We start from the raw sequence: 23,118 nt of genomic DNA, 5'->3' as shown, positions 1-23,118 counted from the left end.
ACATCTCCGGGTGATACCCGGATCTGATCGACCACCGGCAGGCACACCCTTGGCAGTGCCGCCGTTGTGGTCCTTTCGTCGTCCCCTTCTCCCTGTCTCAGGGGCAGCGCCTCCGCATGATGATTCCCGCACAGCGGCTTCTTCATGGAGCGGACCTGCCCGCAATCCCTCAAGAGGTCATCCCCATGTCCTACGCTTCCGTCATCTGCTCCCAGCTGTCCTTCTCCTGGCCCGACGACACCCCGGTCTTCGAGGGCCTGTCCTTCACCGTCGGCGCCGGCCGTACGGGTCTCGTGGCACCCAACGGCTCCGGCAAGAGCACCCTGCTGAAGCTCATCGCCGGTGAACTGCGCCCCGCGACAGGGTCGTTGACCGTGAACGGCACGATCGGCTACCTCCCGCAGAACCTCCCCTTGACCGGTGAGCCGATGGTGGCCGAGGTTCTGGGTGTCGACGCGGTGATCCGCGCCATCGACGCCGTCGAGTCCGGCGATGTGAGTGAGGAGCACTTCACGGCCATCGGCGACGACTGGGACATCGAGGAGCGCACCCGAGCCCAGCTCGACCGGGTCGGCCTCGCCCACCTCGCCCTCGACCGGACCCTGGGCACGCTCAGCGGCGGCCAGATCGTCAGCCTCGGGCTGGCGGCGCAGCTGCTCAAGCGTCCCGACGTACTGCTGCTGGACGAACCGACCAACAATCTCGACCTTGAAGCCCGCCACAAGCTCTACGACGTGCTCTCGGACTGGAACGGCAGTCTGCTGGTCGTGAGCCACGACCGGGCCCTGCTGGACCGCATGGAGCGCATCGCCGAACTCGACCACGGTGAACTCCGGCTGTACGGAGGAAACTTCACCCAATACGAGCAGGCCGTACGGGCCGAGCAGGACGTCGCGGAGAAGAACGTACGCAACGCCGAACAGGAGCTGAAGCGGGAGAAGCGCGAGATGCAGCAGGCCCGGGAACGCGCCGAGCGCCGCGCGAGCAACGCCGCCCGCAACCTCAAGAATGCCGGCCTACCGCGCATCTTCGCCGGGAACATGAAGCGCGGCGCCCAGGAATCCGCCGGCCGGGCGGGCCAGATGCACGCCACCCGCCTGCACGAGGCACAGGCCCGGCTCGACGACGCGGGACGCGCTCTGCGGGACGAGCAGCGGCTCGTACTGGAACTGCCCGACACCGACGTCCCCGCCGGACGCACGGTCATCCTGGGCGAGCGGATGCAGATCCGCCGCGGCGAGCGGAACCTGTTCGCGGGGGACGGCGCCCACCTGACGATCCGCGGCCCCGAACGCATCGCGCTCACCGGCCCCAACGGCGCGGGCAAGACCACGCTGCTGCGGCTGGTCGCCGGTGACCTCGCCCTGGAAAGCGGGAACATCAAGCGTGCCGAGGGGCGGATCGCCTCCCTGTCGCAGCGCCTGGACCTGCTCGACCCCGGCCGCACCGTGGCCGAGAACTTCGCGGTGTTCGCCCCGCACCGGCCGGAGGCGGAGCGGATGAACCTGCTCGCGCGCTTCCTCTTCCGCGGCCCCCGGGCACACCTGCCCGTGCGCGTACTCTCCGGCGGCGAACGCCTACGCGCCACGCTCGCCTGCGTCCTGTGTGCCGAACCGGCCCCGCAGCTCCTGCTGTTGGACGAGCCGACGAACAACCTCGACCTCGTCAGCGCGGGCCAGCTGGAGAGCGCCCTGCAGTGCTACCGCGGCGCGTTCGTGGTGGTCAGCCACGACCAGCGCTTCCTCGAACGGATCGGCGTCGACCGGTGGCTGCGGGTCGCCGACGGCGAACTGACGGAGACGGGGCGCACCGCACGCCTGAGCCGCTGACGTGCCGCCCGTGCCCACGCCCGAGGTGCCGCACCCGGTGGGCCCAGAAACGACCACGTCGGATGGAACACCATGCATCACCCTCCCTTGCTCGCACACGACATCGTCCGCACCCTCGGCACCCGCAGGGTCCTCGACGGAGTCGGTCTCACCGCCTCACCCGGCCGCCGCATCGGACTGATCGGCGAGAACGGCGTCGGCAAATCGACGCTGCTGCGCATCCTCGCGGGCACCGACGCGCCCGACTCGGGCACCGTCGTGCGGCCGCCGGACCTGGGCTTCCTGCACCAGGAGATGCCGTACGAGGCCGAGGCGACGATCGCCGACGTCCTGCACGACGCCCTGCGCGAGGCGCGCGAGACCCTCGCGGAACTCGAACGCCTCACCCGGAGCCTGGCCCGTACCCCCGAGGACGCCCCCGGCCACGCGGAACTGCTCGACGCCTACGCCCGCCACCTCGAACACGCCCGGCACCGCGAGGCGTGGGACGCCGACCGGCGCGCCGAGATCGTGCTCGACGGGCTCGGCCTCGGCGCACTGCAGCACGGGCGGACCCTCGGCTCCCTCTCCGGCGGCCTGCGCGGCCGCCTCGCGCTGGCAGCGCTGCTGGTGAGAAGGCCGTCCGCGCTGCTGCTGGACGAGCCGACCAACCACCTTGACGACAGCGCCGCCGCCTTCCTGGAGGAGCAGCTGCGCGGGCTTCCCGGAGCCGTCGTGGCGGCCAGCCATGACCGGGCCTTCCTCGATGCCGTCTGCACCGACGTCATCGACCTCGACCCGGCGGTGGACGGCCCGGTCCGCTACGGCGGCAGCTACAGCGCCTACCTGGTGGAAAAGCGCGCCGAGCGGCAGCGTTGGCTGCACCAGCATGCCGAGGAACAACAGCAACTGGAAGCACTGCGCCGCTCGGCAGGGGGCACGGCCCACATGGTCGCACCGGGCCGCGAGCGGCGCGACAACGAGAAAATGGGCTACGGCCACCGCTCCGGGCGCGTGCAGAACCAGATCTCACGGCGGGTGCGCAGCGCCACCCGCAAGCTCCAGGAGCTCGAACGCGACCAGGTCGCAGCGCTGCCGCAGGTGCTGCGGCTGCGGCACACCCCACTCGCGCGGCCGTCCCCGGAGGGCACCCTCGTCTCCCTGCGCTGGGTACGCGTGCCGGGCCGGCTCGCCGTCGACCACCTCGATGTATCGGCGACCGAACGACTGCTGGTCACCGGCGACAACGGCTCCGCTGAGCACACTGGGGCTGCTGCACGAGGCGGACCTCGTCAAACCGGTGGGACACCTGTCGGTCGGGCAGCGGCGCCGGCTCGCGCTGGCGCTCCTGGTGGCACGTCCTCCAGAACTGCTGCTGCTCGACGAACCGACGAACCACCTCTCCCCGCGCCTGTGCGACGAGCTGGAGTCGGCGCTGGGTACGGCGCCCGGCGCGATCGTCCTGGCCAGCCACGACCGCTGGCTGCGGCGGCGCTGGCCGGGTCGTGAGATCCGGCTGAACGCCACCGAGGGAGGGCTCTCCTGTAACGGCTGACGATCCTTGCGAGTGTCATAGTCACCCGCCAAGATGGTGACGTGAACCTCGATCATGTCTTTGTGTGCGGCAATCCGGTCCTGGACTTCGCGGCCACGCTGCGGGCACGCCGCACGGCGCGATTCGAGATGTTCGCGACGCCCGATCGCCTGGACGCGTGGTACGTGGAGTCCGGCGTCGTCGACTCCGTCTCGCCCGCCCGGCAGGTCGACGTGGTGCGGGCGACGACCGTACGGGAGGCCGTCTACCAGCTGATCACGGCCCGGCGCCTCGGCGCGGAATTCGACGACGAGGCGCTGGCCGTGGTCAACGACGCGGCCCGCAGGGCTCCCGCGGCACCGCAGCTGACCCACTCCGGCCGGTGGACGGCGGCAACGCAGCGAGAAACGCTGTCCACCGTCGCCCGGCACGCGGTGGAGCTGCTGAGCGGTCCGGACGTCCCGCTGCTCAAGGAGTGCGGCAACCCCGAGTGCACCCGCGTCTACATCGACCGCTCGCGCGGCAGCCGGCGGCAATGGTGCGGCATGGAGTCCTGCGGCAACAAGATCAAGGCCGCGGCCTACCGGGCCCGCAGGAAGACCGCCGTCCCCTTCACAGGGTGACCGGGTACCTGCGGGCGAGCGCGGGACTGTCCGGCCGGTGGAGAGAACTCTTCCGCACCTGCGCGCGGCTCGCCGACGGCAGCACGTACGACGAGGACCGCGAAGAGGCAGTGTTGCAGGCCACCTGCATTACCTTGTGTCTGCCGGCCCAGCGGATCGGGCAGCTCACCGAGCAGATCCAGGACTTGGAACGCCGCCTGGCCCGGCTCGTGGAGCGCCACGCCTCCCAGCTGCTCACTGCGCCGGGCCGGAGCACCCTGGAGCGGCCGCCGCCTCAGCACCGACCGGGTGTCGCGCCATCCCTTGCAGTGCCGGCCCGTGCCCTCAGCCCAGGTGGTGGACTCTGTCGCTGACACCCCGTCGATGCTGGATAGTGGCGACGCCCACCTCCGCTTCCTGCGATTCGTGCGGACTGGTATCCGAAACAGGTGGCGAACACCGAAACCCCCGCCGGCGCCGGCCGACGGGGGTTCCTCATTTTTCACCTGCTGTCACAACTGCCCCTATGACGGAGGTCATGGCTGTGTGGACCTGACCAGGTGGAACACCTCACGGGAGGCGTAGCGTTTGAGGCATCGAACAATCTCGCGCCGGGTTTTGCCCTCCGGTGGAGGGCGGCGTTGGCCTGCCGGTCGCCGCCGCGGTTGAGGCGACGGTACGGCCGGCTGCCCGAGGAACGCTCGATCGGGCTGACCCCGCACAGCCGTTCAGCATGCGCGGAGTTACGCCGGCCGCGGTGAGCATCCTGGCCGTCGCCGCGGAGGACTTGCTAGCCATGTCGGCGAGGAACACGGGACGTGGGCGCGGGCCGAGCCTCTCCAGTCGCTTGGTGCCGAGCACGGGCACGAGGGGGAGCCGTATGTGCGTCGCGTACTTACTCTGTACGTGCTGCGCTTCCGGTTGGGCTTGATCACGTTGTCAGATGCGCACGGGCTGCCGGAAGCCGTCGAGGGATCGTCAAAGTGGGAGACCCAGGCTGCACGGCTCGTGTCGGTGTGGGGTGCTGGGTTACAGCCCGCAGGAGCCGCGGTCGAGGTGGAAGTACCGGGCGTTGGCCCAGCGGCACAACCGGATACCGACGATGACGCCGACGATGGTGATCAGGGCAGGTAGGTATCCGCTGGCGACCTGGATGATCGGGATTGCCGGGCACCCGCCTGAGATCGCCCAGCCGGTACCGAACAACACCGCGCCGGGGATCACGCCGGCGTGGATGCGTCCCGGGGTGCGGCGGACCCGCAGCAGAGCGAACGCGCACACGAGGATCACCACAGCACCCGCGAAGGAGAGGAGCATGCGCAGGTCCTGGAAGGTGAACATGCGGTTCAGCGCGGCGAAGTCGCCGAAACCGATGTTGGTGACGGTGTAACCGAGAGCTAGTCCGGTGATGATGTTGGCCAGCAGGATCGCGCCCCGAGTACGCATCAGATCACCTTCCACAGCAGGAACGACACCGCGACGGCGGTGCCGAAGAACACGGCGGTCGCGACGAGGCTCACCGGCCGCAGCCGGCCGCAGCCGCTGAGTCCGTGGCCGGAGCTGCACCCACCGGCCAGCCGAGTGCCGAAGCCGACCAGCACACCTCCCACGAACAGCATGGCGATCATGGTGGTCGAATCGGCGGTGACCAGGTCCCGAAAACCGGGGCCCATGTCGTAGCGGAGGTGGAACCGCCCCGAGGCGACCGCGGCGATGAACCCGCCGAGGAAGATCGACATCAGCAGGGCAGCCTGAGTGACCAGCGGGGCCGGGCGCAGGCTCGTGACTGACGGCCGCTCACTCGCTGCCGATTCGGTGTCGGCTTCCAGTGGCTGCGCCTTCTCGTGCGGAGCCTGCGGCGCGGTGGACGCGCCGGTGCCGGTGCCGAAGTGCTCCGCTGTGGCTGCGGCAAGCGCCGCGGCCAGAGCTTGATCGTCGGCGAACTCCTCGTCCATCCGTTCGAGCTCGCGTTCGCGACGCCAGTGCAGCACGCGATCCCAAGCGGCCGACACCCCGAGAGACCGATCGGTGATGAGGGTGTGGTTGATGGTGACCAGAGCGAGCCCGATAGCGCCCGCCCACCAGGGCCAGTAAGTACTCATGCGGGTCCTCTCATCCAATCGGCAAAACGAGCCCACCAGCCGCGCTTCGGGGCGGGCGCGTGCCGTGATTTTCGAGCGAGGCTGTCTGAAGGCCGGTCGACCTGTGGGGGCGGTGACGGCCGGTCATGCCAGATATCTGCTGGTGAAGGTGTGGCTCCGAACTGGGCCATGGCTTCCGGTGTCGCGGTTCCAGGCCCCGACTGTGATTGCTCTTGTGGCTGGGGCGGTGCTGGCTGGGGCCAGGACGCGGGCTCCGGTGACCCCGGAGTGGGTCGTGGCGGCGGGGACTGTCGGGGGGCGGCCGCCGCGCTGGTGGCGCTGGAGCGGCCCGCCTCGGCCGGGGCTTCGAGGTGACGCGCGCTGGCTCCGTTGGGCAGCAGGCTGATCGGCACGCGCTCGCCGGTGAGTGACATCTGGTAGCGGGCACAGCCGAGCCATTGATCTGCGCTGTCGCAGTAGTACTCGCGCCAGCCTTGCAAGCTCGCCTTAAGTAGGGGGAAAAGGGGGCATCCTGCGGTGTGTGAGCAACCCACGTTGCTCCCTCCTGACTGGCGTACCACCCGTTGGGGGAGAGCGGTTGCTGTTCTCGATTCCTGCCCCGCCGGCCCGGTCGACGGCCTGAAAAGCAATGCGGTGGGGGGGGGCAGTGGCGGAAGGCGCGGTGCCTCCCGTTCTCGACCGGGCGCGATGCAACCATTGTTTCGGTGTCCCGAGCAACTCAGGGATTTTTTTCAAACAGGTCACTTGGCACTACTTGGTGAGATACTCTCCGCGACGGATATGCGGCGTCTGCCTCTCATGTCCGGATGAATGGTGACCGTCGGCGGGGCTTCTCGGGTCGAGAATCGACTTCGCGAGCGCAGTCCGCGCGGTGCGAGGCAGGTGTTTCTGAAGGGGTTGTGAATTCTGGAGTATCTTGTGGTGATGGCGTGAATATCGTGGATATTGAACGAAGAGCTAAAGGAGTCGATCGTGTGCCAACGTGCTGTCTGTCCGTCGTGCCGGAGGTTGACCTATGAGGGGTGCGGGAAGCATGTGGACCAAGTGCTCATGGGTGTACCCGCCGCTCAGCGGTGCATGTGTGAGCCTGGGAAACGCAAGCGTGCGCGCGCAGTGGAGGCGCCGAATCGACCGGAATCGGCACCAGCCCGACAGGGCGGGGTGTCGCGACGCGCGGACGCTCCCGGCGGTGCAGGGAGTCCACCGGATCGGTCGGGGAGCGGCTGGTGGGCTCGGCTCATCGATTGGGTGAAAAGCCCGGCCTGAGGTAACCATCCGAGTGTGCTCGCTTTTGGCGCCTTGAGTCCAAGGCGTTGGTTATCGGGCCGGCGGAACCCGGATTTTCAGAACTCCGGGGTGCCAAGTGACGCCGAGCGTGGAGCCGGCACCGACATCTGGGTCTCGCGACGAACGTCATCGGCGCTCCGCGTGAAAGCATCCGCTTCTTCTGGCGCCTCGTCCTCATCCGCACCCACTTTCCGCGGGCCCGCTGCACCGAAGAATGCCGGAGCACGATGATGCTCCGGACGGAGAGATGACGCTCCGGATGGAGATCCGGCAGTAGCGCGTTACCGCGTCGAATTCCGGGAATTGCGGGCAGACCGTCGCGGACGCGTGCGAGAACTGCCGTATGCGCGCAGGAGCGGGCCGGCACGGGGGGAACCAGTCCGCTCCTGCGCTCGGCGCCCGCGTACCTCGCCACGAGGGCGGGCGCCTCGACCCTCATGATCGGGTCACTCCTTCCTGCGTGCTGTGGCCCTGAAATGTCACAGGGGGCGGAAGATGGCCACGAATCCAGCGCTCTTGTGAACGAAGCGACCCGAGGCCGTCACGACTCGCAAAGCCGCCACGACTCGGCCGGGAACCCTGCACGCATCCTCGTCCTCCGGTGGGGCTGCCCGTGGCGGCCGGGCGCCGCGCCGCCCGGAGAGAAGAGGTTCCAGGGGCCGATACGCTGGGGTGCTGCGGCACCCCGCACCTTGATCCGCGCCCCCCACGGCGAGCCATGGCTCGCGGCGATCAAGACGTCTTTGGGCATGAGGATGAAGGAACAAGTGCTGATAGCGGGCCGATACCGGCTGGGAGACACACTCGGGCGGGGCGCGATGGGGGAGGTCTGGCGGGCCTTCGACGAGACGCTCGGCAGACCGGTTGCCGTGAAACTCCTGCTCCCTCACGACTCCGACCCCACCGCGACCTCCCGCTTCCGGCTGGAGGCACAGACCGCCGGTCGCCTCAGCCACCCGCACGTGGTCGGCGTTCTCGACTTCGGCGAGCACGAAAACCGTCTGTTCCTGGTGATGGAGCTCGTCGACGGGGGCAGCCTCGCCGACCTGCTCCCCGTCTCCGGACCGCTGCCCGCCGAGCACGTGGCCCGTATTGCCGCACAGGCCGCCGTGGGGCTGGCCGCCGCGCACCGGCAGGGCATCGTGCACCGGGACATCAAGCCGGCCAACCTCCTGCTGGGCGCCGACGGCACCCTGAAGATCGGGGACTTCGGCATCGCCCGCTTCCTCGACGACCCCGGTGCCGCGCTCACCGCCACCGGGCAGATCGTCGGCACCAGCCTTTACCTCGCGCCCGAGCGGGCCTTGGGCCGCACCGCCGGCCCGGCATCCGACGTGTACTCCCTGGGCTGCGTGCTCTACCAACTCCTCACCGGCCGGCCGCCGTTCCAGGCGGACAGTGCGGTTGCGGTGCTTCATCAACACCTCGATGCCGCCCCGGTCCCACCCCGGCAACTCGGCGCCGATCTACCGCCCGCCTTCGAGAACTATCTGCTCGGTCTGCTGGCCAAGAAGCCCGAGAGCCGGCCCACGGCCGAGGAGGCGGCCGACTGGTTCGGGCGCGGAGCCTGGCGCGGTGCGCCGGAGCCACTGCCCAGCGAACACCAGGCTCACGGCAGCCTGGGCCCGCCGCACGTCACCGGTTCAAGGGCGGCCGCCCCCGCACGCTCCGTCCCCGCTCCCACCGGCCACGCCGACGGTGCCTTCGCCCCGGTGGCGGACACCGAGTGGCGAACGAGCGTGCACCGGGCCGCGACCCGCCGTTCACGCCTGCCGTTCCTCCGCCGTTCCCGGCTGGTGGCTGTGCTGGCCGGCGCCGGCGTCTTCACCCTGGCGTTGGTGCTGGGCCTGATGTGGTTCTCGCCCGGCACCGGCTCGGCGGAGGGGTCGCAGAGCAACCCGTCCACGAGCACGAGCCCCGCCACGCCGCCCCCCTCGACGTCGTACGAGACTGCTTCCGCACCTCCGGTACAGCCTGCCGAGCAGAAGCCGGGGAGGGCGACCGACCTCAAACCGGGCCCCAAGAAGGCCAAGGAGGGCGACAAGCCCGGCAAGCACTGACAGGGGCGCGGGGTCCTCTCGGCTCGCTGCCCCCCCCATGGCCGACCCCGATCGCGCGCTGCGCAACGCCCTCGACATGCTCAAGCCCGGCGGGCTGTTCGCCGTCGTCGAGTTCGCGGGGATGCCCGGCTTCCTGCCGGAGACCGCCCCGCAGGACCGACTCGGCCTGGAAGAACGCTGCCACGCCGCTGCCGACCGTCTGCACGCCCACCACGTACCCCACCGCGGTGCCGACTGGGGCCGACGGTGGCCTCGACCGGAATCACCGTCGAAGGCGAGCGCACCATCGCCGTCAACGTCCAGGGTTCGGACAGCGCGGCCCTCTGCCGCTACCCCCACCCTGCGGCGCTTGCGCCACGCCGTCGCCAGCTTCGACCTCGCATCGTGGCGCAGCGACATCGGCATGGGGAACGCCACCAGCCTGACCAAGTTCCTCGGCCACCACTGCGAGTGGGACTGACCACTCCCCGTCGACCGCCAGCTCGAAGAAGCCCTGATCCACGGACCCGACCCACTCCACCTGTCCCTCGTCTTCGGCATCGACGAGAGAAGACCGCCATCCGCTACGCGGACTCAGCACGGGCGCTCCTGGAGCAGGCCGCCGAGACCCGACCCTTGTCTTGACGCGAACCCACGGGTCCATCCCCCGGAATCACGGCAGTGGACCCTCGGGTTGCCGCTGAAGACCCTTCAGTTTCCATGAACTCGCGGGCTTCTCGGCCCTGTTCTCGTACAGCTACGACGAACGGATATTAGCGCTGAGTAACTACGTGGGGCTGTGGTCGCGTTGTGGCGGCCGGTGGGGGTGAGCAGGTGCGGCTGATTCTCCTCGTCCGTCTCGCCGTTCGCGCCGCGGGCGGAGCACGGTGTGCAGTATGTCGTCGGTGACGACCGGCGGCCGGCTATCTCTTGCCGGTTCGGCAAGAGGAGTGGCATCACTGACGAGGGCGCAGCACGGTGTGCCGAATGAACACGGAAGAGATGCTGGAAGAGTTCGATGTCGTTGTCGTCGGCGGTGGAACCGCAGGTCTGTCGGGTGCGCTGACCCTGGCCCGGGCCAGGCGTTCGGTGTTGGTACTCGATTCCGGGCAACCACGCAATGCCCCCGCGGACGCGGCCCACGGCCTGTTGTCGCGCGACGGGGTGTCGCCACGGGATCTGCTGCGCACCGGTCGTATCGAAGTCGCCCGCTACGGAGGCATGCTGCTCCAGGAAGGCGCGACGTCGGCACGCCGGACGGACGGCGGGTTCGTCGTGGGCACGCAGAGCGGCCGTACCTTTCGTGCCCGCCGTCTGCTGGTGACGACGGGCCTGGTGGACGAGCTGCCGGAGGTGCCGGGTCTCTGGGCGCGGTGGGGGCGCGACGTGCTGCACTGCCCGTACTGCCACGGCTGGGAAGTGCGCGACAGGACGATCGGGGTGCTGGGCACCAGCGCCGCATCGGTGCACCAGGCGCTGCTGTTCCGCCAGTGGTCACCGCGTGTCGCGCTGTTCCTTCACTCCGGCCCCGAGCCGAGCGAGGAGCAGTGGGAGCGCCTCGCGGCACGCGGCATCGAGGTCGTACAGGGTGAGGTGTCCGGCCTGGAAGTCACGAACGACGCCCTGAGCGGTGTCCGGTTGGCCTCGGGCCTGCGTGTCCCCGTGGACGCGCTGGTGGTGGCGCCACGGTTCGTGGCGCGCGGCGAGATCCTGTCCGGCCTGGGAGTCGACCCGGTGGATCATCCCATGGGGGTGGGCACCTGTGTTCCCTCCGAGCCGGGCGGTGCGACCGAAACTCCCGGGGTGTATGTGGCGGGCAACGTCACCGATGTGATGGGCGGTCTGCCCGCGGCGCAGGCGTCCGGTGTGGCGGCGGCTGCGGCGATCAACGCCGACCTGGTGAATGCCGACGCCGACGAGGCAGTGGCCCGCCGCCGGTCCGCCCAGGTTTTCAGCGCGGCCGATGAGGCGCTCGTGTGCGAGCGGGTCCTGGGCGATCGCCGGCACGGCCTGGATTCGATGCTGCCCCCCGAATCCGGCCGGTGACGGGAGGGCATGCGCCCGGGCGCGAGGGCGTCAGGAGGCGGGGCGGGCGCGCAGATGGGCGCGTTCGCCCTGCTTGCCGAAGATGACCAGCAGCTCCACCGGCTGGTCGTTGTCGGGGCCCAGGCAGTGCGGGACGTGGGTGTCGAATTCCGCGACTTCCCCCGGCGCCATGACCAGGATGCGGTCGCCGAGGTGAAGCCGGAGCCTGCCGTTGAGGACGTAGATCCATTCATAGCCCTCGTGCGTCCGGAGCTCGGGCTCGCCGGCGGTGGGGCTGATGACGAGTTTGTGCGCGTGCATGCCGCCCGGCCTGCGGGTCAGCGGCACGTACGTCATGCCGCCGCGCGTGACGGGGCGCAGATGAAGACGGGGATCACCCGTCTCCGGAGCGCCGACGAGCTCGTCGAGCGGGACGTTGTAGGCCCGGGCCAGGGGCAGCAGGAGTTCCAGGTTGGGTTTGCGGCCTCCGCCCTCCAGCCGGGAGAGCGTGCTTTCCGAGATCCCGGTGAGTTCGGCCAGCGCGGCCAGCGTGATGGCGTGCCGGCGGCGCAGGTCCCGCAGTCGGGGGCCGACGCCGGCCAGCACGTTCTCGATTTCGTCCATGCGCCGCATCTTGCTGAACCGGCATGATGGATTGCAACTTTTCGGGGCCTGGACGCACTCTCCTGGCGACGTGAGCCACGCACCTCGAAGCTCACCGAGGCAATCCCACCCCTTATCGCTCAGGAGAGCTGCCGATGTCTACTCCCGCTCGCACCGCCGGGAAAGTCCGGGATGCGGATGCGCCGGATCCGCGCCGGTGGATGGCGCTGACCGTCACGTCGGTCGCCACCCTCATGGTCGTGCTGGATGTGTCCATCGTGAACATCGCGCTGCCGCAGGCGCAGAGCGACCTCGCGATGGGCGACGCGAACCGCCAGTGGATGATCACCGCTTACGCACTCGCCTTCGGAGGACTGCTGCTCCTCGGCGGGCGCATCGCCGACCTCGCCGGACGCAAGCGCATCCTCGTCATCGGCCTGCTGGGCTTCGCAGCAGCCTCCATGCTCGGCGGTCTGGCGCCCGACCCGGGGACTCTGTTCACCGCACGCGCCCTGCAGGGTGCTTTCGCCGCGCTCCTGGCACCCGCGGCGCTCTCCCTCGTCACCGTTGCCTTCACCGACCCCAAGGAACGCGCCAAGGCATTCGGGATCTTCGGCGCGTTCCAGGGCGGGGGAGGAGCCGTCGGGCTTCTCCTGGGCGGCGTCCTCACCGAGTACGCGGGCTGGCGCTGGTGCATGTACATCAACGTCCCCATCGCCCTGACCGCCGCTCTCGCCGCCCAGCCCTTCGTCCGGGAGAGCCGCGCCGCCGGAAACCGGCACTACGACCTTCCCGGCACTGTGCTGGTGACCGGTGGGCTGGTCGCCCTTGTCCACGGCTTCACCCAGGCCGCCGACGGCGGAGGCTGGACGGCTCCCGCCACCGTGATCCTCCTGGCGGCCGCCGTCCTGCTGCTGACCGCGTTCGTGCTCGTGGAACGCCGCACCGCCCATCCCCTGCTGCCGCTGCGGGTAGTCATGGAACGCAACCGTGCCGGAGTGTTCCTGGCCAACCTCCTCATCGGCGCCGGCATGTTCGGCATGAACCTCTTCATGACGTACTTCCTCCAGGTCAACCTCCACTACACCCCGCTGCAGGCCGGCATCGCCTTCCTGCCCTTCAGCGCCGGGATCATCGCCACCACCACATTCGGTGCGCCCCTCGTCACCCGCGTCGGCCCCAAGCCCCTGATGGTCGCCGGCACTGCCCTGGCCACCGCAGGGCTGCTGTGGCTCACCCGCCTGGACAGCGCCTCCGGCTACACCGAGGAGGTCCTGCCGACCCAGATCCTCGTGAGTGCGGGCGTGGGCCTGTTCTTCCTGGCAGGCCCCAACGTCGCGCTGTCCGGCGTCGATGCGCGCGACGCCGGAGTGGCCAGCGCCGCACTCACCACCAGCCAGCAGATCGGCGCGGCCCTCGGCCCGGCACTCCTCAACACCCTCTACCTCGCCGCCGTCACCGGCTACCTCGACCCCCGCACCCCGGCCGGCGACGAAGCATCCCGCGCCCTGCAGCTTCAGGGCTTCCTGCACGGCTACCGCCTCGCGTTCATCGTCGCCGGTGCCCTCCTGGCCGCAGCCGCCCTCGCCCTGACCCTCCTGGTGAAAACACCCAGGACCCCCGCAGACACACAGCCCACCGCCCCCGTCCCCACCCACTGACCGGAAAGGCGCGACCCCGATGAACGACCCCACCCGAGAAGCTCAGACCCCTGCCGAGGCGGCACAGTTCTGGGAGAACCTCTACCGCGGCAAGGACGCCGTGTGGAAGGGCGACCCCAACCCGGTGCTCGCCGAAACCGCCGCACAGTTCAACCCGCCCGGACGGGCCCTGGACCTGGGCTGCGGCGAAGGCGGCGACACCGTCTGGCTCGCCACCCATGGCTGGCAGGTCACCGCCGTCGACATCGCCCCCACCGCACTGCGACGCGTCACCCAGCACGCAGCCCGCGCAGGCGTCGCCGACCGCGTGAGCCCCCAGCAGCACGACCTCGCCGAAACCTTTCCCACCGGGACGTTCGACCTCGTCAGCGCCCAGTATCTCCAGACCCCCTACCACCTGCCCCGCGCCGACGTCCTGCGCCAGGCCGCCCACGCCCTCACCCCCGGCGGGCTCCTCCTCATCGTCGACCACGGCTCGGTGCGCCCCTGGGCCTGGAACACCGACCCCGACACCCGCTTCCCCCGCCCAAAGGAAATCTTCGACGAACTCACCCTGGACCCAGCCCAGTTCACCGCCGCCCGCCTGGCATCCCCCGAGCGCGAGGCGACCGGCCCGGACGGCCGGAAAGCAGCCGTGACGGACACCGTCGTCGGCGTCCGGCGCATCTGAAAACCCACCGCACCGCACCCCGGCTGGCCCTCGTCACGACGCGGGCAGCCTCATTCTTTCCAGGAGACCCCCATGGCAGACCTCTTCGAGCCGGTGACCGTCGGCAAGTGGACACTGAACAACCGCATCGTCATGGCACCCATGACCCGCAACCGCGCCACCCCCGACGGCGTACCGACCGACCTCATGGCCACCTACTACGGCCAGCGTGCCACCGCCGGGCTGATCATCACCGAAGGCGTGCAGCCCAGCACCGTGGGCCAGGGGTACATGAACTCACCAGGCATGCATACTCCCGCCCAGACCGCCGCCTGGCGCACCGTCGCCGACGCCGTCCACCAGCACGGCGGGCGCATCGTCGCGCAGATCATGCACGCCGGACGCATCTCACACCCCGACAACAAGCACCACGCCGAAACTGTCGCCCCCAGCGCCATCGCCGCACCCGGCGAGATGTTCACCGCCACCGGCCTCCAGCCCCACCCCACCCCCCGCGCACTGGGCACTGACGAAATCCCCTCTGTCATCGACGAATACGCCCACGCCGCACGGGCCGCCGTCGACGCCGGACTCGACGGCATCGAGCTCCACGCCGCCAACGGCTACCTGCTCCACCAGTTCCTCGCCCCCAACACCAACCAGCGCACCGACTCCTACGGCGGCACCCCTGAGGCACGCGCCCGCTTCGTCATCGAGGCCGCCCAGGCCGTCTCCGACGCCATCGGCAGCGAACGCGTCGGCATCCGCATCTCACCCGGCATCAACCTCCACGGCGCCATCGAGGACGACGCGGACGACACCGCCGCCACCTACCGCACGCTCGTGGACGCCCTCTCCGCCATGGGCCTGGCCTACCTGCACACCATCGGAGACCCCACCACGCCCCTCATCGAGGACCTCTCCCACCGCTTCGCCGGCCTTCGCATCGTCAGCAACGGCTGGGACCCGGTCACTGACGCCGCCATCGCCCAGGCCCTCCTCGACAACGACCAGGCTGACCTCGTCGCTGTCGGCCGCGCCTTCATCGCGAACCCGGACCTCGTGCAGCGCTGGCAGACCCAGGCACCCCTGAACCAGCCCGACGTGAACACGTTCTACGGAGGCGACCACCGCGGTTACACCGACTACCCGTCCGTGTAACGAGGGCCCAGGGGAGCCGGCCAACGAAGTCACCCTCGCCTCCCTGGAATCTGGCCGACTATCACCCGACCGGGAACCCTGGGTGCTCCTCGCGACGGGTGACCCCATCACCCCCGTGCCGACCGCACGCCGCGCCCAGGACCCGCTCGTACAGCGCCTGCGGAGACCACCGGCCTCACCACTCACTGGTTCGACCACGACCACGACCTCGGCTCCGTGGACGGGTGACAGTGGGGTGCAGGCCGGGGTCTTCGACCACCTGGCACAGCGCCGGCACGGTCCTCTCGACGGCATCCGCCTCTGCGCGCCCCCGGAGCGTAAGTACTCGGCCTGGATCGAAGCCGCGAACACGGCTGCCACCGCCTCCTGGACCGCGGCCGAGATGTACGAGGAAGAGGGCGCCGCAGCCATCAACCGCTGACCACCCCATCTCGCCTCACCCGGGCGCGGCAGCGATGCGAAAACCGGAGGGCGGACCTGTGTGACCGTCGACGCCTTGAGCAGCCGGGCGGGGTCGCGTGCGCGGATCACGTCTGCCGTGAGGGCGAGAGTCGCACCGCTTCCCGCGGTGTCGTCGACGAGCAGCGCATCCATGCCTACCGGAGACCCGTCGGAGTGTCAGTGTGACCAAAAGGCTCTTCGTCTCACACATCTCTCACAAACGAGAGTGCACGGGAGCACGCGAGAACCTCTGACCTGGACATTCGCCGTCGCCATGGACCACAGCAGAACAGGTAGACATTACATAGGCTAGGAGCATGGCCTACGAAATTCCGGTGACGCAAGCCCGGGCCGAGCTGGCGGATCTGATCAACCGCGTCGTCTACGGCAGTGAGCGGGTGGTCGTGACCCGCCACGGCAAGCCGCTGGTGGCACTGGTATCCGCCGCTGACCTGCAGCTACTCGAAGAGCTGGGGCGGCGCGAGGAGGGCGAGGAGGACGAGCAGGTGATCAGCACGGTCTCGACCGTGCGGCAGCTCCCGTCCGCTCCGGGCGAACGGCGGCGGTTCGGGATCGCCGCGGAACACCGCGACCCGGCCGCCGGGGATCGGCGACCGGGTCGGGAGAGGTGACGGTCGGCGTGTGCTGACCGCTGCGGGGAAGCGGTAGCTCAGGAGCTGAGCTGCCACACGGCGTTGGCGATGGCGTCGGTGTTGTTGTCCAGCGCCTTCTCGTCGAGGTTCTTCGAGGTGTCGCAGGACTGGTGGTAGCAGGCGTCGAACGCCTTGCCCGCCTCGCCGCCCCAGTTCTTCGCCTGCGCCTCGGTCTTGACGTAGTCCGCGCCGGAGAAGAGGCCGCCGACGGCGATGCCCGCGTCCTTGAAGGCGGCGTGGTCCGAGCGGCCGTCGCCCTCGGTCTCCTTCTCGGTGGCGATGTTCTTGGTGGCGAACCAGTCCTTGAACACCTTCTCCAGGCGCGCGTCGTCGTCGTAGACGAAGTAGCCGGGGTTCGGCGACCCGATCATGTCGAAGTTCAGATACGCGTCGATCTTTGACTTGTCGGCGCCGAGCTTGCTGACGTACGCCTGCGAGCCGACCATGCCGTCCTCTTCGTCGCCGAACCAGGCGAACCGCAGGTGCTTGGCGGGCTTGAGGTTCGACTTGGCGACCGCGAGGGCGACTTCGAGGGTGCCGGCCGAGCCGGAACCGTTGTCGTTGATGCCGGGGCCCGCGTCGACCGAGTCGAGGTGGGCCCCCGTCATGACGGTCTTGCTCTCGTCGCCGCCCGGCCAGTCGGCGATGACGTTGTAGCCCTTGGCGCCGTTGTTGTCGAACTCCTGGAGCTGGGTCTTGAACCCGGCCTGGTCCAGCTTGCCCTTGATGAAGTCGACGGACGCCTTGTAGCCGGGCTGTCCGTGGGCGCGGTTGCCGCCGTTGGCGTCGGCGATCGACTGGAGCTGGTCCAGATCGGCCTTCACGGCCTTGACGTCGATGTCCGGCGCGGCCGCCGGTGCCGGATCGGCGGACGCCGCGGCAGTGGTGAAGAGGGTGGCGGCCAGGGCGGCCACGGCGCCGGTGGCCAGCGCGGCCCGGCGTATGTGTGCAGAACGAGACACAGTAGGGCTCCGATACTGAATGTGGGGGGATGGAGCTTGCTTGACGCGCACATGAGGATTCCGAGCGCCCTGGAGATCGTCAAGAGCGGATACCGGACAGTTGCGTCCGCAGAGCGGGACATGCCGGTTTTGTGGTGATCGTGGCGGCCGTCGGGGCGTGCCGGGGCCCGGTGTTCCAGGGGTCGGATGTGGCGTCAGGGGTCGGCGGGCGGTGGGGATTTCCCGGTGCGGCGCCGGGGCGCGGGACCGTGCGGCGATGCGGGGAAGCGCGTTGCCGCGCCGTGGCGGGCGGCGGTGTCGCCCCGTTACAGGGGGCGAAATGAGAGGCGCGGACGTGACTCTCGACGTAACGCCACCGAAATCCCGCCGAACTAGCCTCCGGGTGTGGGGCGCTTGATGGCCAAGTGCTGGAAGTCGGTTTGCTCCTCCTTTAATTACTGCGTGGTACACCTATCGTCACAGGTGTGCTTACGCCTGTGACCTGGGCAAATGCGTCCGGGTGGGAAGACGGTGAGGTGGAACGTATGCAGCTGACCCCGCATGAGCAAGAGCGCTTGATGATTCATGTGGCGGCAGACGTGGCCGAAAAGCGGCGGGCCCGGGGACTGAAGCTCAACCACCCGGAGTCCATCGCGCTGCTGACCGTGCACATCCTCGAAGGCGCCAGGGACGGCCGCACCGTCGCCGAGCTGATGTCCTCCGGCCGCAAGGTCCTCACCCGTGACGAGGTCATGGAGGGGGTGCCGGAGATGATCCACGACGTACAGGTCGAGGCCACCTTCCCGGACGGCACCAAGCTCGTCACCGTTCACGAGCCCATCAACTGACCGGGGGAGAGCAGACGATGATCCCGGGACAGATCCTCCACGCCGACGAGCCGGTGCGCCTCAACGAAGGGCTCCCCGTCACGCGCCTGACCGTCCTCAACGCCGCCGACCGCCCCGTCCAGGTCGGCTCCCACTACCACTTCGCCGAGGCCAACCCCGGCCTCGACTTCGACCGTGCGGCCGCGCACGGCAAGCGGCTCAACGTCGCGGCCGGCTCCGCCGTGCGCTTCGAGCCCGGCATCCCCACCGAGGTCGAGCTGGTCCCCGTCGGGGGCAAGCGGATCGTCCCGGGTCTGCGCGGCGAGACCGGAGGCACCCTCGATGGCTGAGCTCACCCGCCAGGCGTACGCCGACCTCTTCGGCCCCACCGCGGGCGACCGGATCCGGCTCGCCGACACCGACCTGGTCATCGAGATCACCGAGGACCGCTCGGGCGGCCCGGGCCGGGCCGGCGACGAGGCCGTCTTCGGCGGCGGCAAGGTGATCCGCGAGTCGATGGGCCAGTCCCGCGCCACCCGCGCCGAGGGCGCCCCGGACACCGTGATCACCGGCGCCGTCGTCCTCGACCACTGGGGCGTCGTCAAGGCCGACGTCGGCATCCGCGACGGACGGATCACCGCGCTCGGCAAGGCCGGCAACCCCGACACCATGGACGGCGTCCACCCCGACCTGGTCATCGGGCCCGAGACCGAGATCATCGCGGGCAACGGCAAGATCCTCACCGCCGGCGGCATCGACACCCACGTGCACTTCATCTGCCCCCAGCAGGCGGACGAGGCGCTGGCCTCCGGCGTGACCACCCTCGTCGGCGGCGGCACCGGTCCCGCCGAGGGCAGCAAGGCCACCACCATCACCCCCGGCGCCTGGCACGTGGCCCGGATGTTCGAGGCGATGGACTCCCTGCCGGTCAACGTCGGACTGCTCGGCAAGGGCAACACCACCTCCCTCACCTCGATGCGCGACCAGCTGCGGGCCGGCGTACTCGGCTTCAAGATCCACGAGGACTGGGGGGCGACCCCGGCCGTCCTCGACGCCTGCCTGACCATCTGCGAGGAGAGCGGCGCCCAGCTCGCCATCCACACGGACACGCTGAACGAAGCGGGCTTCCTGGGCGACACCCTCGCCGCCATCGCCGGCCGCGCCATCCACGCCTTCCACGTCGAGGGCGCCGGCGGCGGCCACGCCCCCGACATGATCGCGATGGTCTCCGAGCCGAACGTCCTGCCGGCGTCCACCAACCCCACCCGGCCGCACACCGTCAACACCGTCGAGGAACACCTCGACATGCTGATGGTCTGCCACCACCTCAACCCCGCCGTTCCCGAGGACCTGGCCTTCGCCGAGTCCCGGATCCGGCCCTCCACCATCGCGGCGGAGGACATCCTGCACGACCTCGGCGCCATCTCGATCATGTCGTCCGACGCCCAGGCCATGGGCCGGATCGGCGAGGTCGTGCTGCGGACCTGGCAGACCGCCCACGTCATGAAACGGCGCCGCGGCACCCTGCCCGGCGACGGCCGCGCCGACAACCACCGCGCCCGGCGCTACGTCGCGAAATACACCATCAACGCGGCCCTCGCCCAGGGCATCGACCACCTCGTCGGCTCGGTGGAGAACGGCAAGCTCGCCGACCTCGTGCTGTGGGACCCGGCGTTCTTCGGCGTCAAACCGCAACTGGTCATCAAGGGCGGCCAGATCGCCTATGCGCAGATGGGCGACGCCAACGCGTCCATCCCCACCCCGCAGCCGGTCCTGCCCCGCCCGATGTTCGGCGCCACCGGCAAGGCCCCCGGCAGCAACTCGGTCAACTTCGTCTCCCAGCAGGCCCTGGAGGACAACCTCCCCGAGCGTCTGCCGCTGGCGAAGCGGTACGAGGCGATCCGCTCCACCCGGGGCGTCACCAAGGCCGACATGCGCAACAACGACGCGCTGCCGCGGGTGCACGTCGACCCCGACACCTTCACGGTGACCATCGACGGCGACGTGGTCGAACCCCACCCGGCCGCCGAACTGCCCATGACCCAGCGGTACTTCCTCTTCTGACGCGCCACGATGAAGCACCCGACGAACACCCTGGACCGCCGATGAGCCGTGCCGCGCTGCTCGTCCTCGCCGACGGCCGGTTCCCCGCCGGCGGACACGCCCACTCGGGCGGCGCCGAACCGGCCGTCGCCGCGGGACGCATCAAGGACGCCGCCACCCTGGAGAGCTTCTGCCGGGGCCGGCTGCACACCGCCGGCCTGGTCGCCGCGGCACTCGCCGCCGCGGCCGCGGCCGGCTGCGACCCGCTCCTCCTGGACGACGCGGCCGACGCCCGTACGCCCGTACCGGCGCTGCGGCAGGTCGCCAGACGGCTGGGCCGCCAGATGATGCGGGCGGCCCGCGCCACCTGGCCGGGCCCCGCCCTCGACGCGCTCGCCGCGGCCCGGCCGCGCGGCGCGCACCAGCCCGTCGTGCTGGGCCTGGCCGCCCGTTCCGCGGGCCTTGCGCCGCTCGACGCCGCCTACGCGGTGGCGTACGAGAACATCAGCGGCCCGGCCACCGCGGCCGTCCGGCTGCTCAGCCTGGACCCCTTCGACGCCACCGCCGTGCTCGCCCACCTGGCCGCCGACCTCGACGAGGTCGCCCGGCAGGGCGCCGCGGCGGCGGAACGCGTCACCACCGAAGGAGTCGACGCACTGCCCGCCGCCTCCGCCCCCCTGCTCGACATCACCGCGCAGGCGCACGCCGGCTGGCCGGTACGCCTCTTCGCCTCCTGACCCCCGGCCGCCCGCCGGACCCCCGCCGCCCCCGGCGGCCGTACGAACCCCGGAGTGACCATGCACCTCGACCACAAGGACACTTTCCCCGAGCGGTACACCTACAGCGCCGCCGCTCCGGTACGCCCGGACGGGACCCGGCGGGCCCTGCGCATCGGCCTGGGCGGCCCGGTCGGCACCGGGAAGACCGCCACCGTCGCCGCGCTCTGCCGCGCACTGCGCGACGAGCTGTCCATCGCGGTGGTCACCAACGACATCTACACCCGCGAGGACGCCGAATTCCTGCTCCGGGAGGCGGTGTTGCCGCCCGAGCGGATCGCCGCGGTGGAGACCGGGGCCTGCCCGCACACCGCGATCCGCGACGACATCTCCGCCAACCTGGAGGCGGTGGAGGACCTGGAGGCCGCGGTCGGTGCCGAGGGCGGCGGCCCGCTCGACCTCGTCCTGGTCGAGTCCGGCGGCGACAACCTCACCGCGACCTTCTCCAAGGGACTGGTCGACGCCCAGATCTTCGTGATCGACGTCGCGGGCGGCGACGACATCCCGCGCAAGGGCGGCCCCGGGGTGACCAGCGCCGATCTGCTCGTCATCAACAAGACCGACCTGGCGCCGTACGTGGGTGTCGACCTGGAAGGGATGGCGCGCGACGCCAAGGCGCAGCGCGGCGAGCTGCCGGTCGCCTTCACGGCGCTGAAGGCCGAGAACGGCGTCCGGCCGGTGGCGGACTGGGTGCGCGCCCGCCTGGCGGAGTGGACCGTGGGCCCGGCATGACCCTCGCGCTCCCCCCGCGGGCGGTACGGCCGCCGGCTCCCGCACCCTCGGCCGCCGGGCTGCACGCCACCGCCCGCATCGTCGCGCGGGCCGACACGTCCGGCGCCGTCCGGCTGCCCGTCCTCGACGGCGACGGTCCGCTGGCGCTGCGCCGCATTCGCGCGGGTGCCGGGCAGGCCCGGGTCTGTGTCGTCAGCGCGATGAGCGCCCCGCTCGGCGGCGACCGGCTGGCCATCGAGGCGACCGCGGAGGCCGGCACCGCACTGCACGTCACGGCCGCCGCGGCGACCGTCGCGCTGCCCGGCCGGACCGGCGAAACGGCCACCTACGACGTGCGTCTGACGGTCGGTGAGGGCGCACGGCTCGACTGGCTGCCGGAGCCGCTGATCTCCGCCCGGGGCAGCGAGCTGCGGATGACCACCACCGTCGAGCTGGCCCCCACCGCGCGCCTGGTGCTCCGCGAGGAGCAGGTGCTGGGACGCAGCGGTGAGGAGACCGGGGCACTGCGCAGCCGGCTCACCGTCCGCCGCGCCGGCCGCACCCTGCTCGACCAGGAGACGGCCTACGGGCCCGGCGTCCCCGGCTGGGACACTTCCGCCGTGCTGGACGGCAACCGTGCCATGGGCCAACTCCTGGTCGTGGGACCGGAGTTCGAGGAAGAACCGACCGAGGTCCGGTTGCTCGGCGGGGCGCCGGACGGTGAGCCCGGCGACGGCCCGGCGCAGGGCGTACTGGCCCCGCTCGCCGGTCCCGGGGCGCTGGCCACCGCCGTCGCCCCCGACGCGCTGCGGCTGCGCCGCCTCCTGGACGAGGCCGCCCGCGCCGTCGCCGGGTGACCGCGCCCTACACCTCCAGCTCGGCCTCCAGCCGGGCCAGCCGGTGGCGGGCCAGGGCGAGATTGGACCGCTTGCGGTCCAGCACCAGGTAGAGGAACAGGCCGCTGCCGCTCTTGCCCGACACCGGGCGGATGATGTGGTACTGCGCGGTCAGGGTGATGAGCATGTCCTCGATGGCGCCCTGGAGTTCCAGCATCTCCATCGTGCGCATCTTCGCGCGGACGACATCGGTGTTGCCGGCGGCGGCGATATTCAGATCGAAGGTCTGGTTGTCGCCGAGGGTGGCCAGCGCCATTCCGCTGGTGTAGTCGACCAGGGCGACGCCTATCGCGCCTTCGATGTTCGACATGGCGTCGGCGAGAGCGGTTTCCATTTGAGCCATGAGGGGTGTGACCTTT

General features: G+C 70.4%; 21 protein-coding genes and 2 pseudogenes. 17 read left to right on the top strand and 6 right to left on the bottom strand.

All coding sequences use genetic code 11. From position 1 onward, the window contains the following. The first annotated feature begins 185 nt into the window (after positions 1–185). The 3 genes and pseudogenes from abc-f to SL103_RS20795 all read left to right on the top strand — a co-directional run bounded on the left by abc-f (position 186) and on the right by SL103_RS20795 (position 3,965). Positions 186–1,829 carry a ribosomal protection-like ABC-F family protein gene (gene abc-f / locus SL103_RS20805; RefSeq protein WP_069570482.1) on the top strand — a complete coding sequence of 548 codons (1,644 nt, stop codon included), beginning with the start codon at positions 186–188 and terminating at the stop codon, positions 1,827–1,829. A 72-nt stretch (positions 1,830–1,901) separates the two neighbouring features. Next, positions 1,902–3,363, top strand: a pseudogene (locus SL103_RS20800) (ABC-F family ATP-binding cassette domain-containing protein). A 41-nt stretch (positions 3,364–3,404) separates the two neighbouring features. Further along, positions 3,405–3,965: a CGNR zinc finger domain-containing protein gene (locus tag SL103_RS20795; protein ID WP_069570481.1), complete on the top strand. Its 561-nt coding sequence runs from the start codon at positions 3,405–3,407 to the stop codon at positions 3,963–3,965. A gap of 515 nt (positions 3,966–4,480) precedes the next feature. Here the strand turns inward: SL103_RS20795 and SL103_RS36345 are convergent. From SL103_RS36345 to SL103_RS20780, 3 genes and pseudogenes are all read right to left on the bottom strand, one after another. Next, positions 4,481–4,668, bottom strand: a pseudogene (locus SL103_RS36345) (transposase); the annotation flags it as partial. 305 nt (positions 4,669–4,973) lie between these two features. Further along, positions 4,974–5,390 carry a YeeE/YedE thiosulfate transporter family protein gene (locus SL103_RS20785; protein WP_069570479.1) on the bottom strand — a complete coding sequence of 139 codons (417 nt, stop codon included), beginning with the start codon at positions 5,388–5,390 and terminating at the stop codon, positions 4,974–4,976. Further along, entirely contained in the window at positions 5,390–6,046 is a 657-nt protein-coding gene (locus SL103_RS20780) for a YeeE/YedE family protein (protein WP_069570478.1), read from the bottom strand. The genes SL103_RS20785 and SL103_RS20780 overlap by 1 nt, the downstream gene beginning before the upstream one ends. A gap of 2,105 nt (positions 6,047–8,151) precedes the next feature. Here SL103_RS20780 and SL103_RS20775 point away from each other — a divergent pair. The 3 genes from SL103_RS20775 to SL103_RS20765 all read left to right on the top strand — a co-directional run bounded on the left by SL103_RS20775 (position 8,152) and on the right by SL103_RS20765 (position 11,418). Then, complete coding sequence (locus tag SL103_RS20775; RefSeq protein WP_244303992.1) at positions 8,152–9,393, top strand: serine/threonine-protein kinase; 1,242 nt, start codon at positions 8,152–8,154, stop codon at positions 9,391–9,393. A gap of 37 nt (positions 9,394–9,430) precedes the next feature. Further along, positions 9,431–9,853, top strand: a complete 423-nt coding sequence (locus tag SL103_RS20770) for a hypothetical protein (RefSeq protein WP_069570476.1) — start codon at positions 9,431–9,433, stop codon at positions 9,851–9,853. 506 nt (positions 9,854–10,359) lie between these two features. Beyond that, the gene (locus tag SL103_RS20765; RefSeq protein WP_069570475.1) at positions 10,360–11,418 is read left to right on the top strand and encodes an NAD(P)/FAD-dependent oxidoreductase; all 1,059 of its coding nucleotides are present in this window, start codon (positions 10,360–10,362) and stop codon (positions 11,416–11,418) included. Positions 11,419–11,448: 30 nt separating this feature from the next. On the opposite strand, the gene SL103_RS20760 is transcribed toward SL103_RS20765, so the two are convergent. Next, complete coding sequence (locus SL103_RS20760; protein WP_208869918.1) at positions 11,449–12,021, bottom strand: helix-turn-helix domain-containing protein; 573 nt, start codon at positions 12,019–12,021, stop codon at positions 11,449–11,451. A gap of 134 nt (positions 12,022–12,155) precedes the next feature. On the opposite strand from SL103_RS20760, the gene SL103_RS20755 reads away from it, so the two are divergent. From SL103_RS20755 to SL103_RS20735, 5 genes are all read left to right on the top strand, one after another. After that, the gene (locus tag SL103_RS20755; RefSeq protein WP_069570473.1) at positions 12,156–13,661 is read left to right on the top strand and encodes an MFS transporter; all 1,506 of its coding nucleotides are present in this window, start codon (positions 12,156–12,158) and stop codon (positions 13,659–13,661) included. A 19-nt stretch (positions 13,662–13,680) separates the two neighbouring features. After that, positions 13,681–14,331, top strand: a complete 651-nt coding sequence (locus SL103_RS20750) for a class I SAM-dependent methyltransferase (RefSeq protein WP_069570472.1) — start codon at positions 13,681–13,683, stop codon at positions 14,329–14,331. 72 nt (positions 14,332–14,403) lie between these two features. Next, positions 14,404–15,471 carry an alkene reductase gene (locus SL103_RS20745; RefSeq protein WP_069570471.1) on the top strand — a complete coding sequence of 356 codons (1,068 nt, stop codon included), beginning with the start codon at positions 14,404–14,406 and terminating at the stop codon, positions 15,469–15,471. A gap of 115 nt (positions 15,472–15,586) precedes the next feature. Next, positions 15,587–15,892, top strand: a complete 306-nt coding sequence (locus SL103_RS37985) for a hypothetical protein (RefSeq protein WP_164492873.1) — start codon at positions 15,587–15,589, stop codon at positions 15,890–15,892. A 337-nt stretch (positions 15,893–16,229) separates the two neighbouring features. Next, entirely contained in the window at positions 16,230–16,544 is a 315-nt protein-coding gene (locus tag SL103_RS20735; protein WP_069570469.1) for a type II toxin-antitoxin system Phd/YefM family antitoxin, read from the top strand. A gap of 38 nt (positions 16,545–16,582) precedes the next feature. Here SL103_RS20735 and SL103_RS20730 read toward each other — a convergent pair whose 3' ends face one another. Next, positions 16,583–17,527 (bottom strand): M28 family metallopeptidase, encoded by a 945-nt coding sequence (locus tag SL103_RS20730; RefSeq protein WP_069570468.1) that lies wholly within the window; start codon positions 17,525–17,527, stop codon positions 16,583–16,585. A 524-nt stretch (positions 17,528–18,051) separates the two neighbouring features. Between SL103_RS20730 and SL103_RS20725 the strand changes: the two genes are divergently transcribed. From SL103_RS20725 to SL103_RS20700, 6 genes are read left to right on the top strand one after another with little or no spacing between them, the layout of a single operon-like run. Beyond that, a complete protein-coding gene (locus SL103_RS20725) occupies positions 18,052–18,354 on the top strand; it encodes an urease subunit gamma (protein WP_030414617.1) in 303 nt (100 codons plus the stop codon). A gap of 17 nt (positions 18,355–18,371) precedes the next feature. Beyond that, positions 18,372–18,683, top strand: coding sequence for an urease subunit beta (locus tag SL103_RS20720; RefSeq protein WP_033269240.1), 312 nt, complete (start codon positions 18,372–18,374; stop codon positions 18,681–18,683). Continuing rightward, complete coding sequence (locus tag SL103_RS20715; RefSeq protein ID WP_069570467.1) at positions 18,676–20,397, top strand: urease subunit alpha; 1,722 nt, start codon at positions 18,676–18,678, stop codon at positions 20,395–20,397. The genes SL103_RS20720 and SL103_RS20715 overlap by 8 nt, the downstream gene beginning before the upstream one ends. 41 nt (positions 20,398–20,438) lie before the next feature. Next, entirely contained in the window at positions 20,439–21,113 is a 675-nt protein-coding gene (locus SL103_RS20710; RefSeq protein ID WP_069570466.1) for an urease accessory protein UreF, read from the top strand. A 60-nt stretch (positions 21,114–21,173) separates the two neighbouring features. After that, positions 21,174–21,884, top strand: a complete 711-nt coding sequence (ureG, locus tag SL103_RS20705; protein WP_069570465.1) for an urease accessory protein UreG — start codon at positions 21,174–21,176, stop codon at positions 21,882–21,884. Further along, positions 21,881–22,720 carry an urease accessory protein UreD gene (locus tag SL103_RS20700; protein WP_069570464.1) on the top strand — a complete coding sequence of 280 codons (840 nt, stop codon included), beginning with the start codon at positions 21,881–21,883 and terminating at the stop codon, positions 22,718–22,720. The genes ureG and SL103_RS20700 overlap by 4 nt, the downstream gene beginning before the upstream one ends. 7 nt (positions 22,721–22,727) lie before the next feature. On the opposite strand, the gene SL103_RS20695 is transcribed toward SL103_RS20700, so the two are convergent. Then, positions 22,728–23,102 carry a hypothetical protein gene (locus tag SL103_RS20695; RefSeq protein WP_069570463.1) on the bottom strand — a complete coding sequence of 125 codons (375 nt, stop codon included), beginning with the start codon at positions 23,100–23,102 and terminating at the stop codon, positions 22,728–22,730. Positions 23,103–23,118: the final 16 nt, after the last annotated feature.

It is taken from the genome of Streptomyces lydicus (assembly GCF_001729485.1).
Classification (GTDB): domain Bacteria; phylum Actinomycetota; class Actinomycetes; order Streptomycetales; family Streptomycetaceae; genus Streptomyces; species Streptomyces lydicus_D.
The sequence above is the reverse complement of the archived record's forward strand: the minus strand, read 5'-3'. Positions and strand labels throughout refer to the sequence as shown.